Genomic DNA, 14,772 nt, shown 5'->3' with positions numbered 1-14,772 from the left:
GGGGCGGACTTGGGGTTGCCGTGCGGCCGGCTCGGTCAGCGGGGGGCGGCGCCGGCCCGGCGGCCGGCCGCGGCGACTCCTCTGACGTGGAAGCCGACGCCGCGCAGGGCGTCGAGTCCGTCGCCGGCCACGATGGCCAGCCGACGGTCGAAGTAGGTGTCGTCCACGGTGCTGATTCCGTACAGGCCGAGCGCCCGCAAATTGCGGAGCAGGCTGGCCCGGTACTGCTCGCCGAACGCCTCGGCGACCCCGCCGGACACGAACGTCGTGCCCACCTCGGGGTCGAGGGTGGCCTGGGCGAGCAGCACGTGGGCCAGCGGCCGGGTGATCGCGTCGAGCAGGGTCTGTGCGGAGGTACTGCCGCGCCGGACGGCGGTGCGGAACAACTCGCGGGGATCGGTGTCGAGCGCGGCGGCCCGGGTGCGCAGCCCGCGGGTCTCGGGCAGCGTGCGGAGCAGGCTTTCGATGCCGGGCCCGGAGGCGAAGGAGGCCACGTGATCGCGGGCTCCGCAGTCGCATTCGGCGTGGATCGTGCGGCCGTCGAGCTCGCAGTGCGCGGGCAGGTGGCCGATCTCGCCCTGGAGGCCGTGTTCCGGGTCCAGCGGGATGTGGCCGTCGCGCAGGTCGATGGTGCGGCAGGCGATGCCGGTGCTGACGGTCAGCGCGGCGGCGCGGCGCACCCGGGCGGTCGGGAACTCGCGCAGCAGAATGGCGTAGGCGAGCGCGGATACGTCGTTGAGCACGAACCAGCGCAGTTCGGGGGCCCGTTCGGCGAGTTCGGCGCGCAGGTCCCAGGGGGCGATCCGGGGTCCCCACAGCGGGGCACTGGCCAGGACCCGGCCGGTGCGCCCGTTGAGCGCGGCGCCGAGCGAGATGCCGACCGTGTCGGCCTCGTACCGGCGGGCCGCGCTCATCGCGTGTTCGACCACGAAGTCCACCAGCGCGCGCTGTAATCGGGGCACCGGCCCGGGGCGGGTGCGTCGGCTGATCGCCGCGTCGCGCCGCAGTACGCGCACCTCGGCGGCGCCGGTGTACACGCCGACCCGCCACCACGTGCCGCCGAGGTCGAAGACCACCACCGGCCGTCGATCGGCGCCGGCCCGCTCCGGGTCGAACGGCTCGCTGCCGCGACTCGGGGCGGTCATCGCGGTAACGCCGGCTCGGGCCCGGGGCGGGCCGCGGCGTGATCGGTCAGGAGCAGTCCGTCCGGGTCCAGTACGGTCGCGGCGGTATCGGCGGCGGTGGTGGCACCGCTGAGCAGCCGGGCGACCGCGGGCGCCTTGCCGGGGCCGCTCGCCAGTACCATCCGGTGCTCGGCGCGGCGCAGCACGCGCGAGGTCAGGGTGACCCGGATCGACCCCTGGTACGGCCCCACGGCCGCGACCGGACCGGCATCGGCGGGCGGTGGACACTCGCCGAACAACGACGCGGTATGGCCGTCGGTACCCAGGCCCAGGACGGCGATGTCCGGGACACCGGCCGGCCGCAGTCGGATCAGCGTGCGCCCGTAGGTCGCCGCCGCCGCGTCCGGATCGTGCTCCGGGGGCAACCACAGCGGATGCCAATGGTCGGCGGGGATCGCGGCGGGCCCGATCAGATTGGCCTCGATCACCGACGCGGCGGTGCCCGCCGGATCCGTGCTGACTCGTTCGTCGGTCTGCACGATGTGCAGCCGATCGAGCGGCAGTTCGCCCGCGGCGAGCAGTCGGTAGGTGGCCGCCGGGGTGCTGCCGCCGGCCAGGGCCAGTACGCAGGACCCCTTGCGGCGCGAGGTGTGCCGGATCCAGGAACGCAACTGCGCGGCGGCCACGTCGGCCAGTTCGTCCGCCGTGCGCAGATTGCGGTGTCGGGTGGCCGGGACGGGTCGGCCCATGACGAGCTCCTTCGAAACGAATCCGAGCGCCGCGAACGGCGACGCGATCGAGCGGGGAGGATCGAAGACGTGGCGGGCAGGAGTCGAGGGACGGGCACGGGGGCCGGGGTCGGCAGTGGCGTCGGATCGGCAGTGGTGTCGGCTCGGCAGGCTCGGCAGACTCGGCAGGTGGGCTGGTCGGCAGGCTCGGCGGGTCTTCGGGCGGGCTCGGTCCCGAACGCCCCGCGCAGGGCGGTCGGTTCAGTCCCGGGGTCGGGTGGTGCGCATCGTCAGCAGCGCGGCGGCACACGCCACGCAGCCGATCGCGGCGAAGGTCCACGGGATGGCGGCCGGGTGGCCCGAGTCCGCCGCCAGTTGCACCGGCAGGGACAGACACGCGCCGCCGATCATGCTCGCGGTGAGGAGCGTGGCGGTGGAGCGGTCGGCCACCGCGGGTCCGGTGACGGCGGCCATCCAGGCCAACGCACTGGGCAATACCGGCGCCAGGGCCACCCCCACGCTCGCGTACACCACCGGTGTCGCCGCGCCGAACGCGGCGAACGGGAGCAGCAGCGTCGCACCGGCCAGGCCGCCGACGACCAGGCGTCCGGGCGGCACGTCCGGGGCCAGGACGGGGACCAGCAGTCGGCCGAGCGCGAGGCTGGTCCAGAACAGGGCGGTGAACACCGCGGCGGCGCCCGACCCGGTGCCCAGTTCGGTCAGGTGGGTGGACTCCCAGGCACCGATTCCGGTCTCGATGCCCGCGTAGACGAACGTCAACAACGCGAACGGCGCCCAGGTACCGGCGCGTTGGCGGACCGGCACCGGCACCGGCACCGGTTCGGCGGGCGTGTGGTCGGCCGGTGCCCCGGCCGCCGCCCGGGTATGTACCGGCCAGGTCAGCGGGATGGCAACGGCCAGGAGCAGGAACACCGTTCCCGGGTCGTCGGCCATCGCGACCGCGATCGGCCCGCAGACCGCGCCCGCGCCGAACGCCCCGTTGAGCAGGTTGAGCATCGTGACCCGACGTTCCCCGAAGCCGCGTGCGAACGCGCTGTTGAGGGCCAGTGCCAACCCGCCGTAGCCGGCCCCCGCCAACGCGACGCCGGGGATCAGGGTGAGCCGGTCCGGCGCCCACGCGATCACCAGACACCCCACGACGAAGGCTCCCGCGAGCGGCCCGGTGCTCAGCGCCCGGGCCCGCTCGGACCAGCGGCCGAAGCCCAACACGGCGATGGTCAGGAAGGCGCCCAGGTTGTAGACGATCACCAGGTTGCCCCCGCCGTACTCGCGGCGCAGCGCCGGCATCGCGCTGCCGAGCGCGGCGGTGGCACAGCCGAGCAGCACGAACAGCACGAATGCGGCCGCGATCGCGGTGTTTTCCCGAGTGAACCGGCCCGGTGCGGCGCGGATGTGCGGGGGTGGCGGGTCGACGGGTCTGGCGATCAGCGGTGCGGGCCCGGTTTCGGACGGCGGTGGATTCGGCCGACCCATGATCATGCATCCCTTGGTGAACGTCTCGGCTTGCCGGTAACGCGCGGGGGTGATCCGGCGCCGATGGGTCGGCGCCGCGGGCAGGACGCGGGCGATCGTACGTCCGGGCCCGGTCGTTCGAGCGGCGTGGCAGGCACCGGAGCAGCGTGGAACCAACGACGGGACACCGATTTGTTCGCCTGCCGTGCAAATATTTTGATCGCTGAGCGTGCAAAAATCAACACATGATGTTGCTGCCCCGCGACCGACTTCGGGACGGTCCCGCCACGGCTCGACTGTTGACCCTGCTCTACCGGGACGGCCCGTGCGGTCGCTCGGACGCCACCCGACGCCTCGGTCTCTCGCGCAGTTCGACGGGCGAGGCGGTGGCCGAACTGGTCCGGCTCGGGCTGATCCGGGTCAGCGAGGCCCAACCGCCCGAGGAATCCCGCCCGGGACGCCCCTCCACCACGCTCGACCTGGCCCCGGACGGCCCGATCGCGGTCGGCGCGCGGTTGTCCGGCGGCGGGATCACCACGGCCGTCCTGGGCATGGACCATCGGCCGCTGGCGATCCGCACCCGTCCCGTCGACGCCGCCGCGCTCAGCCCCGCCGAGGTGTTGCGGATCGTCGTGGACGAGGCGACGGCCCTGCTGGCCGGGCAGGAACGGCGGTGTGTGGGGCTCGGGTTGGCGGTGCCGGGGATCGTCCGGGAGTCGGACGGGACGGTGCGGTTGTCGTTGCAACTGGATTGGCACGAGGTGCCCGCCGCCGAGATCCTGGCCAACCACCTGCCGCCCGAACTGACGGTGACCGTCAACCGGGACGCGGTACTGGCCGCGTTGGCCGAGCGCCGACACGGGCCACGCTCCACGGGCAGCCTGCTGGTGCTGTACTGCGACCACATCGGCATCGGCGGTGCCCTGCTGCACGGGAACGCACCGCCCGCGGACATCGGCTTCCCGCTGGAGCTCGGCCACATCACGGTCGATCCGAGCGGCGCCGAGTGCCCGTGCGGACTGCGCGGTTGTGTCGAGCTGTACGTGGACGGGCGGGCCGTGTTGCGCGCGGCCGGCCGCGAGGACCTGCTCGACGCGGACGCGGCCCGCGCGGTGCTGGCGCCGACCCGGGACGGCGATCCCGAGGCGGCCGCCGCGGCCCGGCTGGTGGGTGCCGAACTGGGCGCGGTACTGGCCATGTTGATCAATGTGGTGGGCCCGCAGACGGTGGTGCTGACCGGACTGCTGGCCCGGCTGCACCGGGTCGCCCCGGCCGAGGTCCGCTCCTGTCTGCGTACCTCGACCGTGGCCCGGATGAACGCCACCCGGTTGTTGTGCGGATCGGTCGAGGAACCGGTCCTGGTCGGCGCGGCGGAGACGGTCTTCGCCCCGCTGCTGCACGATCCCGCCGGCGTCGTCGAGCGCGCGATATCGACCCGCTCGGCGACTCCTTCAGCGACTCGTTCAGCGACCCGCTCATCGACCTCCGCACCCGAACGCGAGACCCTGGGGAGCCGACCCGCATGACCTCCGAGGCAGCCGATACCGCCGTCGAGGACGCGCTGCACGAGCGCGCGATCACCCTGTTGGCCATCGCGCAGACCGGATTGGCCTACGTCCGCGACGTGTTCGACCTGGAGCGCTACGAACAGGTGCGCGCAACCGCCTTGGCGCTGCTCGAACTGATCAGCGACGCCGACCGGGTGCGGCTGCGCGAGGTGGTCACCGCCGAGACCGGACACGCGACGCCGAAGCTGGACGCGCGTGGCGTGGTCTTCGACGCGCGCGAGCGGGTCCTGCTGATCCGGGAACGCTCGGACGGCTGTTGGACGTTGCCGGGCGGCTGGTGCGACGTACCCGAGACGCCGTCCGAGGCGGTGTGCCGCGAGGTGCGCGAGGAGTCCGGGCTGCACGTGGACGCGGTCAAGCTGATCGCGCTGCTCGACCGGCGGCGTCAGGGCCACCTGCCGCACTACCCCTACCACGTCTACAAGATGTTCTTCCTGTGCCGCGAAGTCGCCGACCGGGCCCGGCACCTCCCCGACCCGGCGGAGACCCTGGACACCGACTGGTTCGCGCTCGACGCGCTCCCCGAACTGTCCACCGCGCGGATCACCGAGGCCCAACTCCACATGGCGCACCGCCACCTGCTCGACCCGACGCTGCCCACCGAGTTCGACTGACGACAGGGGGCCGCCCGCGCCGCGTCAGCGCACCGCGTGTTCGAACGAGGCGCCGACCTGGTCGGCGAGGGTCACCGCGACCAGCCGGGCCTGGCGCGAGGGGACGGCACCGGGGCGGGGCTCGAGCAGGAAGCGGCCGTGGAAGTGACCACCCCGGTAGACCCGCAGCTCGATCTCCTCGGCGGGCAGCCCGCGCCGCTCCACATCCCACGTCCGCGCGCCGACGGTGACCGACCCGTCCTGCTCCAGGCGCGGCGGGCGGCCGATCAGCGTGCCGTACTCGAACCGGCAACCACGCAGATCGAGCAGGGTGATCAGCTGGGCCTTGACCGCGTCCACCACCGCGTCGGGCGAGCCGGACGAGCGGGCCGCCTCGGCGATGTCCCGGATCCGGGCCAGGTGTTCCGCGTCGGTGATCACCACCACCTGCAGCCGCCGGGCCCGGGCCGCGATCTGCGATACCGCCAGGCCGACGAGCAACAGCAGAACGGCCATCTGCGCGTCGGCCGAGCGGGTGATCGAAAAGCTCTCGTACGGCCTGGTGAAGAAGAAGTCGAACCACACCGTCGCGGACAACGCGGCCACCGCCCCGGCGAGCCGGTGCCCGTTCGCGGCCACCGCGACCACCACGACCACCATGCACAGCGCCACATTCGCGGCGGCGAAATGCGCACGGAAGGGTGCCACCACCCCGGCCACCGCCACCGGCGCCAATACGGCGGCGAGCATCGCCAGCCGATCCCGCTGCGGATATCGAGTCATCACGAGGCACCTCCACGAAGCCGAGCGGGCCACGGGTCACCCTCCAACCTCCGAGTATGTCGCGCCCGCCGCGCGGGCGGTATCCCGTCGCGTCAAGGACGCGACAAGGTGGGCGGCCCGGCCGCCAAGGGCGTGTCAAGGCCCGCCGGAGCGGCCGAAGGGCGAGGAATTTGATACTCATCGATGGAGGAATTCGATACTCGTCGGTTCCGGAACGACAGACGGAGGGGGTGGCCCGACCCACCATGACGGCCCCACGACGCGGCAGACTGCGCGTCTACCTGGGCGCGGCACCCGGCGTCGGCAAGACGTACGCGATGCTCGACGAAGCACACCGCAGGCTCTCCCGAGGCACCGACGTGGTGGTCGGCCTGGTCGAATGCCACGGCAGAGCGGACACCGAGGCGATGCTGACCGGCCTGGAGATCGTCCCGCGCGCCGAACTCTCCCACCGGGGCCGCGCGTTCACCGAGATGGACGTGGCCGCCGTGCTGGCCCGGCGCCCTCGCCTGGCCCTGGTGGACGAACTGGCGCATACCAACGTGCCGGGCGCGCGCAACGAGAAACGCTGGCAGGACATCGACGAGATCCTCGACGCCGGGATCGACGTGATCTCCACGGTCAATGTGCAACACCTGGAATCGCTCAACGACGTGGTCGAGTCGATCACCGGCGTCGCCCAGCGCGAGACCGTGCCGGACGACGTGGTCCGCCGGGCCGATCAGATCGAGGTCGTGGACCTGACGCCGGAGGCACTGCGCCGCCGCCTCGAACACGGCGACGTCTACGCCCCGGAGCGGGTCGACGCGGCGTTGGCCAACTACTTCCGCGCGGGCAACCTGACCGCGCTGCGCGAGTTGGCGCTGCTGTGGGTCGCCGACCGGGTCGACGCGTACCTGCGCCGATATCGCGACGAACACCACATGGCCGCGCTCGAGCCGGCCCGAGAGCGGGTGGTGGTCGCGCTCACCGGGGGACCGGAGGGGGACACGCTGATCCGGCGCGCGGCGCGCGTGGTGGGCCGCGGCGAGGGCGGCGAACTGCTCGCGGTGCATGTGAGCGGCAGCGACGGGTCGACCGCGTCCTCGCCGGTCGACCTGGCCCGCCAACGGCGCCTGGTCACCACCTTGGGCGGCACCTTCCACTCCGTGCTCGGCGACGACGTGCCCGGCGCGCTGCTGGACTTCGCCCGGGGCGTGCAGGCCACCCGGATCGTGCTCGGGTGCAGCCGGCGCAGGCAGTGGGAGTACCTCCAGGGCCCGGGCGTCGGCGCCACGGTGGCCGCCCGGGCGGGCGACATCGACACCCACCTGGTCACCCACGAGCACATCGGCCGGGGTCGTACCGACCGGCCCAGGCGCTCCGCCGTGCCCCGGGGACGCCGGCTCCTGGGCTGGGCCGGTGCGCTGCTCGGGCCGCCCGCGCTGACCGCCGCCCTGCTGCCCTCCCGGGGCGCCTCCGCGCTGCCCGGCGAGATGTTGATGTTCCTGGCGCTGACCGTCGCGGTGTCCCTGTTCGGCGGCCTGTGGCAGGCGGTGGCCACCGCCGCGTTCGCCGCCACGCTCACCGACTACTACTTCACCCCGCCGCTGGACACGCTCGACATCGCCGCACCGGCCAACATCCTCGCCTTCGTGGTCTTCGTCGTACTCGCCCTGGCCGTCGCGTCGGTGGTCGACCTGGCCGCCCGGCGCACCCAGCAGGCCGCGCGGGGGCAGGAGGAGGCCGAGACGCTGGGCTCGCTGGCGGGCAGCATGTTGCGCGGCGAGCAGGCGCTGCCCGTGCTCCTGAACCGGGTCCGGGAGACGTTCGGGATGGATGCGGTGGCGCTGCTGCAACGGGCCGGGCCGCGCGCCGCCTGGACCAGCGTCGGCGCGGTCGGACCCACCCCGCCGACCCGACCGGACGCGGCCGACGTCGAGGTCCCGGTCGACGAGACGCTCGCGCTGGCCCTGTCCGGCCATACGCTGCCCGCGGACAGTCGGCGGGTGCTCGGCGCGTTCGCCGCGCAGGCCGCGCTGGTCCTGGAACGGCGTTCGCTGGTCGCCGAGGCCGAGGAGGGCCGCCGGCTGGGCGAGCGCCACACGGTCGACACCGCCCTGTTCGCCGCGGTCGCCCGGGACCTGCGCGCGCCGCTGGCCGCGATCAAGGCCGGGTCGTCCGGGCTGCGCGTCGAGGAGGTCGCCTGGGCACGGGCGGACCGGGCCGAACTGCTGGCCACGATCGAGGCGGGCGCCGATCGGCTGGACCGGCTGATCGGCAACCTGCTGGACATGAGCCGGTTGCGGATGGGCACGCTCGACCCGCTCCTGGGCGACCTGGCGCTGGACGAACTGGTCCCGGGCGCGGCGGCCCGGGCGGGCGACGCGGCGGTACGGCTGTCCGTCCCGGAGACGCTGCCCACCGTGCGGGCCGACGCCGAACTCCTGGAGCGGGTGGTGACGAACCTGGTGGAGAACGCGGTCCTGCACACCCCGCCGGACACCCCCGTCCTGGTGGCCGCCGAGCAGGTCGGCGACCGGATCGACCTGCGTGTGGTCGACCGCGGTCCGGGCCTGCCCGACGACGCCAAGGACCGGGTCTTCGAGGCCTTCGCCCGATTCGGCGACGCCCCGCGAAGTCGCGGGGTGGGCCTGGGACTCGCCGTGGCCCGCGGCTTCGCCGAGGTGATGGGCGGCGCGCTCGTCGCCGAGGACACCCCCGGCGGCGGGCTGACCATGGTGCTGAGCCTGCCGGTGTCGCCCGGTGCCGAGCCGAGCGAAAGCACCGGCGGCTGAGCTTGGCCGGACAGGACCTAGTCGCGCCCGGCGACGGCGGGTCGGGTGTACACCCGGTGTGTGTACCCGAACGCCCAGACCAGCATGGGGATCACCAGGGCGATCAGCCACGCGCCCTCGGTGAACTTGGCGGCGGTGACCACGATCGCGGCGATCCCGGTGAGGCTCGCGCCGAACGCGTTCAGCGCCAGCTTGCCGCGCCAGCCGGCCGGTCGCAACAACCACCAGTGCCGGACCATGCCGACCTGGGAGAGGGTGAAGCCGACGAACACGCCGATCGCGAACAGCGGGACCAGGACGTTCATATCGCCACCGGAGGCGATCAGCAGCACCGCCGAGGTCACCGCGAGCAGCGCGACGCCGGCCCCGTAGACGTGCCGCCGGTTGTGCACGCCGAACACGTGCGGCAGGAAGTCGTCCTTGGCCAACAGGTCGGCCAGCACCGGCAGTCCGCCGAACGAGGTGTTCGCGGCCAGCGCGAGCAGCAGCACGGTGGCGAACTGGACCACGTAGAAGGCGACGCCGTGCCCGAGCGAGGCATTGGTGACCTGGGCCAACACGGTGACGCCGTCGGCGGGCTCGACCGAATACTTCTGGATCAGCCCGGCGATGCCGATCAACATCACGCCGAGCAGCACGCCGAGCGCGATCTCCGCCCGCTGCGCCCGACGGGCGCGCGGGGCCTTGAACGACGGTACGGCGTTGGCGATCGCCTCCACGCCGGTCAGCGCCGCGCAACCGTTGGCGAACGCCTTGAGCAGCAGCAGGACGCCCACCGCGTGTACCGCGCCACTGTCCACGGGCGGCGCGAGCGGCCCGGCGGCCGGACCGCCGCGCAGCAGGCCGACCACCACGACGGAGAGGATGGCGAGCACGTAGACGACGGTCGGTACGACGAACACCTTCGCGCTGTAGGCGATCCCGCCCAGATTGACCGCGGTGATCAGCGCGAGCACGCCCAGACACAGCCAGATCGTGTACGGATGCAGCTCCGGCACCGCCGAGGTCAGCGCGGCCACCCCGGCCGCGACCGAGACCGCGACGTTGAGCACGTAGTCGACCACCAGCGAGGCGGCGGCGATCAGCGACGCGCGACGGCCCAGATGCCGCTTCGAGACGCCGTACGCCCCGCCGCCCTCGGGGAACGCGGCGATCACATGTCGGTAGGACAGCGTCAGTACCAGCAGGAGACCCGCGATGACCAGCGTGACCGGCAGCGTGAAACCGAGCCCGGCGCCACCCGCCAGGGCCAGGACCAGGACGATCGCCTCGGGGCCGTACGCCACCGACGCCATCGCGTCGAGTGAGAGCGCGGCCAGGCCCCCGACGACCGTGAGCCGATGCCGGTCGCCGTCCTCGGGCTCGACACCGACCTCGCGGGCGCGGCGGGACATCATGGGCACATTCACGGGTTCCTCCGGCTGGCTGGGTCGAACGAACATCAGCGTCCGCCCGTGCCGACCCTCGGAAGGTGCCCCTGACATGATCTTGGCGCCGCCCGCCCCGACCCCTACGCGTTCCTGTCACCCTCCGGCGCCGGGAGGCCCGAGGTGACCGACTCGGCCGCCGTCAACACGGCCTCCAAGACCCGGGAGACCACCGCGAGTTCCTGCCCGAGCCGCTCCTCGGCCGACTCGTGGAACAGCCGGGTGGCCTGCCAGCGCATCATCGACAGGGCCTGCCGGCCGGCCTCGACCGCCGTGCGCAATTCGTCCAGCCGTTCCCCGGGGACGGGCCCGGAGGGCACCATGAAACTCACCTTCGCCCACGTCGCTCACCCGCCGGCACCGGACCGTTCCGGCGCACCACCGAGCATGACCCGCGAGCCCCGAGCCCGCGCAGCGCCGCCGCGCGATTCTTACGCCGCGCATACGCGAACCCACCCACCGGCAACACATCCTTGACACCGATCGGCCCGCCCGCAGGTTTATCCGACGGCAACCAACCCCTCGGACCACGTCGACCACGCAGCGGTGCTCAGGCGCCCTTGCGGCCGGGGAGGCGGTCGGCGAAGGTGCCGCTGCGGGCCTCCAGTTCGCGCTGGTGGGCGACCACCTGGTCGACCAATATCGCGATGTGCGGATCGTCGAGCACATAGACCCGGCGCCGCCCCTCGCGGCGCGCGCTGACCATGCCCGCCTTCTTCAGCTTGGCCAGGTGCTGGCTGACGGTGGCCACCGTGCCGCCGACCTTGTCCGCGATGGTGCCGACATCGCTCTCGCCCTGGGAGAGCAACCACATGATCTGGAGCCGGTTGGTCGCCGCGAGCATGCCGAACGTCGCGGCGGCCTGCTGGAGGGTACGGGCGTCGAGAGGGCGCGAAGCTTCGTCGGGGGGAGTGTCGATCACGATCGGGGAGTCTCCGGGAGGGCTCGGGCGAGACGGGGGAGCCCACGTTACTTGCGCCGGCGCTTGACCATCAAGGTCGGTGGGGTGTTCACTGACCGCTGTAGCACCTCGTTCGGTGAGGCTTCTACGCGGACACAGGCCACTGACCTCCCCCGTCGAGAGACGCTCCAGGTCAGGACAGGTCTCCCCGGCCTAAGGGGTGACTCCAAGTGGCTTCCCGACCCGAAGGGCGGATACGCCGCGCAGTGCCAAAGCTCTGACGAGGAGGTGTACGCCTTCGCCTGCCCAATTCCGGGCCGGGCGAGCGGCATGCCTCGCGCTGCGCGTCGTCGGTCCGGCAGCGAGGAGGTGAGAGCAGTGAGTCCAAGCGGTAGTACCAACCCCCCGCAACCCTGCTCCCCGTGCCGGGCACCTCGCCTCGCGCGGTAGCTCGCGGGCACGGCGGCAGCGTGTGGGTCCGACTCCCCTGATCTCCCCGCCCCTTCCGTCCCTTTCCTGTCCTGCCCTTTCCCCTCCCTTTTCCTTCCCCGCCCCGGTACCGACCGGCGAACGCGGGGCGGCTTCCGTGGCGCCCGACCCAGGGTCCGCCATGGTCGGAGCCGCCCCGGGCCCGCCGGTCGCACTGCCGCGCGGCCTGCCGCGAGACGAGACCACAGACCATGACCAAGATCCTGGAAGAACTGGAGCGTGGCCGTTCGGGGCCGCGGCGTCCGGTGCGCAAGACCCGTCGGGCCGACACCCTGGGCCCGGTGACCGCCCGGATCGGCGCCGAACTGGCCGAGGTGGCCGCCGCCCCGCCCGAGCAGATCCTGCGCACCCTCGGATCCACCACCCACGGCCTGACCGAACGCGACGCGGTCGAGCGGCTGGAGCGGCACGGGGAGAACGTGGTCGGCCACGACCGTCCGCCGCACTGGACCGTACAACTGGCCTCGACGTTCAAGAACCCGTTCATCGTCGTACTGATCTGCCTGGACCTGGTCTTCTTCCTGACCGACGACGTCAAGGGCATGATCACGCTGACCACGATGGTCCTGGTCAGCGTATTCCTGCGGTTCTGGCAGGAGTTCCGCTCCACGAAGGCCGCCGAGGCGCTCAAGGCGATGGTGACCACCACCGCCACCGTGCTCCGCCGCGCCGACGAGGACGCCGAGCCGCTGGAGCGAGAGGTACCCATCGAGCACCTCGCGCCGGGCGACGTGGTTCGCCTGGCCGCGGGCGACATGATCCCGGCCGACTGCCGACTGCTCGCCTCCACGGACCTGTTCGTCTCCCAGGCCGTGTTGTCCGGCGAGTCGCTGCCGGTGGAGAAGTACGACACGCTCGGCGCGGTCGCGGCCAAGACCGCGAACGGGCAGGCGGCCGACGGGGGCGACCCGTTGGAGTCGAGCGCGCTGTGCCTGATGGGCACCTCGGTGGTGTCCGGCTCGGCCACCGCCGTGGTCACCGCGACCGGATCGCGCACCTACTTCGGGTCGATGGCCAGGAGCCTGGCCGGTACCCGGCCGGAGACCGGCTTCGATCGGGGCGTGCGCTCGGTCAGCTGGGTGCTGATCCGCTTCATGCTGGTGATGACCCCCATCGTGCTGGTGATCAACGGGGTGACCAAGGGCGACTGGCCCGAGGCGTGCCTGTTCGCGATATCCGTGGCGGTGGGCCTGACCCCGGAGATGTTGCCGGTGATCGTCACCGCCAACCTCGCGCGCGGCGCGGTGGCGATGTCCAAGCGCAAGGTGATCGTCAAGCGGCTCAACGCGATCCAGAACCTCGGCGCGATGGACGTGCTGTGCACGGACAAGACCGGCACCCTCACCGAGGACCGGATCGTCCTCGAACGCCACCTGGACGTGCACGGCCGCCCGGACGACGAGGTACTGGAATACGCCTACCTCAACAGCTTCTTCCAGACCGGCCTGAAGAACCTGCTCGACCGGGCGATCATCGACCACGTCGAGGAGGGCGACCGGCTGCTCGCCGAGGCCCGCTTCACCAAGATCGACGAGATGCCGTTCGACTTCACCCGGCGGCGGATGTCGGTGGTCCTGGAGCGCGAGGCGGACACCCACCTGATCATCACCAAGGGCGCCGTGGACGAGGTCCTGGCGAGCTGCACCAGGATGCGCGAGGGCGGCCGGGACATCGCGCTGACCGACGCGGCGCGCGCCGAGGTGCACCGGATCGCCGAGACGCAGAACGGCGAGGGTCTGCGCGTACTCGCCGTGGCCACCCGCGCGGTGCCGGCGACCCGCACCGACTACGGCGTCGCCGACGAGTCGGACCTGACCCTGATCGGCTTCGTGGCCTTCCTCGACCCGCCCAAGGCCACCGCCGCCGAGGCGATCTCGGCGCTGCGCGAGAACGGCGTCACGGTCAAGGTGATCACCGGGGACAGCGAACTCGTCGCCCGCAAGGTGGCCGCCGAGGTCGGCCTGGCCGTCGGCGCGATCCCGCTGGGCCGCGACCTGGACGCCCTCGACGACGACGAACTGCGCGAACTCGCCGAGCACACCGCGGTGTTCGCCAAGGTCAACCCGGTCCAAAAGGCCCGGGTGATCCGCGCCCTGCAGGCCGGCGAGCACACCGTCGGCTACCTCGGCGACGGCATCAACGACGCCGCCGCGCTGCGCGACGCCGACGTGGGCATCTCGGTGGACACCGCGGTGGACATCGCCAAGGAATCCGCCGACATCATCCTCCTGGAAAAGGACCTCACCGTCCTGGAACAGGGTGTCCTGGAGGGCCGGCGCACCTTCGGCAACATCATGAAGTACATCAAGATGACCGCCAGTTCCAACTTCGGCAACGTCTTCTCGGTACTGGTCGCCTCCGCGTTTCTGCCCTTCCTGCCGATGCTCGCGGTCCATCTGCTCGTGCAGAACCTGTGCTACGACATCTCCCAACTGTCCATCCCGTGGGACAAGATGGACAAGGAATACCTGCGCAAGCCGCGCAAGTGGGCGGCCGGCGACCTCTCCCGCTTCATGCTGCGAATCGGCCCGATCAGCTCGATCTTCGACATCACCACCTACTGCGTCATGTGGTGGGTCTTCTCCGCGAACACCGAGGCGCAACAGACGTTGTTCCAGTCCGGCTGGTTCATCGAGGGCCTGCTGTCGCAAACCCTGGTCGTGCACATGATCCGCACCCGCAAGGTCCCCTTCCTCCAGTCCCGCGCGTCCGCCCCCGTGCTCGTGCTCACCGGCGTGATCATGGCGATCGGCATCTACCTGCCGTTCTCGCCGCTGGCCGACACGCTGCAGATGCAATCGCTGCCCTGGACCTACTTCCCGATCCTGGTCGCGACACTGCTCGGATACTGCGCACTCACGCAGTACGTCAAGACCCGCTACATCAAGCGCTACGGCACCTGGCTGTAG

The 14,772-nt window shown here is 72.0% G+C and carries 10 protein-coding genes, 1 pseudogene and 1 riboswitch; of the genes and pseudogenes, 4 read left to right on the top strand and 7 right to left on the bottom strand.

Features of this window, described 5'->3' with window-relative positions:
- Window positions 1-35 precede the first annotated feature (35 nt).
- From ABIA38_RS12835 to ABIA38_RS12825, 3 genes are all read right to left on the bottom strand, one after another.
- Window positions 36-1,145, bottom strand: a complete 1,110-nt coding sequence (locus tag ABIA38_RS12835) for an ROK family protein (RefSeq protein ID WP_424638683.1) — start codon at window positions 1,143-1,145, stop codon at window positions 36-38.
- Window positions 1,142-1,873 carry a 6-phosphogluconolactonase gene (locus ABIA38_RS12830; protein WP_424638682.1) on the bottom strand — a complete coding sequence of 244 codons (732 nt, stop codon included), beginning with the start codon at window positions 1,871-1,873 and terminating at the stop codon, window positions 1,142-1,144. Before ABIA38_RS12830 ends, ABIA38_RS12835 begins: the two co-directional genes overlap by 4 nt.
- Before the next feature lie 240 nt (window positions 1,874-2,113).
- Complete coding sequence (locus tag ABIA38_RS12825; RefSeq protein ID WP_424638681.1) at window positions 2,114-3,346, bottom strand: MFS transporter; 1,233 nt, start codon at window positions 3,344-3,346, stop codon at window positions 2,114-2,116.
- 224 nt (window positions 3,347-3,570) lie between these two features.
- Here ABIA38_RS12825 and ABIA38_RS12820 point away from each other — a divergent pair, with 224 nt between their 5' ends.
- Together ABIA38_RS12820 and ABIA38_RS12815 are read left to right on the top strand one after the other, a co-directional pair.
- Window positions 3,571-4,851 (top strand): ROK family transcriptional regulator, encoded by a 1,281-nt coding sequence (locus tag ABIA38_RS12820; protein WP_424638680.1) that lies wholly within the window; start codon window positions 3,571-3,573, stop codon window positions 4,849-4,851.
- On the top strand, window positions 4,848-5,507 hold the full coding sequence (locus tag ABIA38_RS12815; protein ID WP_424638679.1) for an NUDIX hydrolase: 660 nt from the start codon (window positions 4,848-4,850) through the stop codon (window positions 5,505-5,507). Before ABIA38_RS12820 ends, ABIA38_RS12815 begins: the two co-directional genes overlap by 4 nt.
- Before the next feature lie 24 nt (window positions 5,508-5,531).
- Here the strand turns inward: ABIA38_RS12815 and ABIA38_RS12810 are convergent, their stop codons facing one another.
- Window positions 5,532-6,269: a DUF4118 domain-containing protein gene (locus ABIA38_RS12810; RefSeq protein WP_424638678.1), complete on the bottom strand. Its 738-nt coding sequence runs from the start codon at window positions 6,267-6,269 to the stop codon at window positions 5,532-5,534.
- 245 nt (window positions 6,270-6,514) lie between these two features.
- On the opposite strand from ABIA38_RS12810, the gene ABIA38_RS12805 reads away from it, so the two are divergent.
- The gene (locus tag ABIA38_RS12805; protein WP_424638677.1) at window positions 6,515-9,046 is read left to right on the top strand and encodes an ATP-binding protein; all 2,532 of its coding nucleotides are present in this window, start codon (window positions 6,515-6,517) and stop codon (window positions 9,044-9,046) included.
- Between the two features lie 41 nt (window positions 9,047-9,087).
- On the opposite strand, the pseudogene ABIA38_RS12800 reads toward ABIA38_RS12805, so the two are convergent.
- From ABIA38_RS12800 to ABIA38_RS12790, 3 genes and pseudogenes are all read right to left on the bottom strand, one after another.
- Window positions 9,088-10,443 (bottom strand): annotated as a pseudogene (locus ABIA38_RS12800) (APC family permease); the annotation flags it as partial.
- 113 nt (window positions 10,444-10,556) lie between these two features.
- The gene (locus ABIA38_RS12795; RefSeq protein ID WP_424638676.1) at window positions 10,557-10,796 is read right to left on the bottom strand and encodes a hypothetical protein; all 240 of its coding nucleotides are present in this window, start codon (window positions 10,794-10,796) and stop codon (window positions 10,557-10,559) included.
- Window positions 10,797-11,023: 227 nt separating this feature from the next.
- A complete protein-coding gene (locus tag ABIA38_RS12790) occupies window positions 11,024-11,395 on the bottom strand; it encodes an ArsR/SmtB family transcription factor (protein WP_424638675.1) in 372 nt (123 codons plus the stop codon).
- Window positions 11,396-11,495: 100 nt separating this feature from the next.
- A riboswitch (M-box (ykoK) riboswitch) is annotated at window positions 11,496-11,669 on the top strand.
- A gap of 385 nt (window positions 11,670-12,054) precedes the next feature.
- On the opposite strand from ABIA38_RS12790, the gene mgtA reads away from it, so the two are divergent.
- Complete coding sequence (gene mgtA, locus ABIA38_RS12785) at window positions 12,055-14,772, top strand: magnesium-translocating P-type ATPase (RefSeq protein ID WP_424638674.1); 2,718 nt, start codon at window positions 12,055-12,057, stop codon at window positions 14,770-14,772.

It is taken from the genome of Embleya sp. AB8, assembly GCF_049739465.1.
Taxonomy (GTDB): Bacteria; Actinomycetota; Actinomycetes; order Streptomycetales; family Streptomycetaceae; genus Embleya.
Note: the sequence above shows the minus strand (reverse complement) of the source record. Positions and strands in the feature narration are given on the sequence as shown.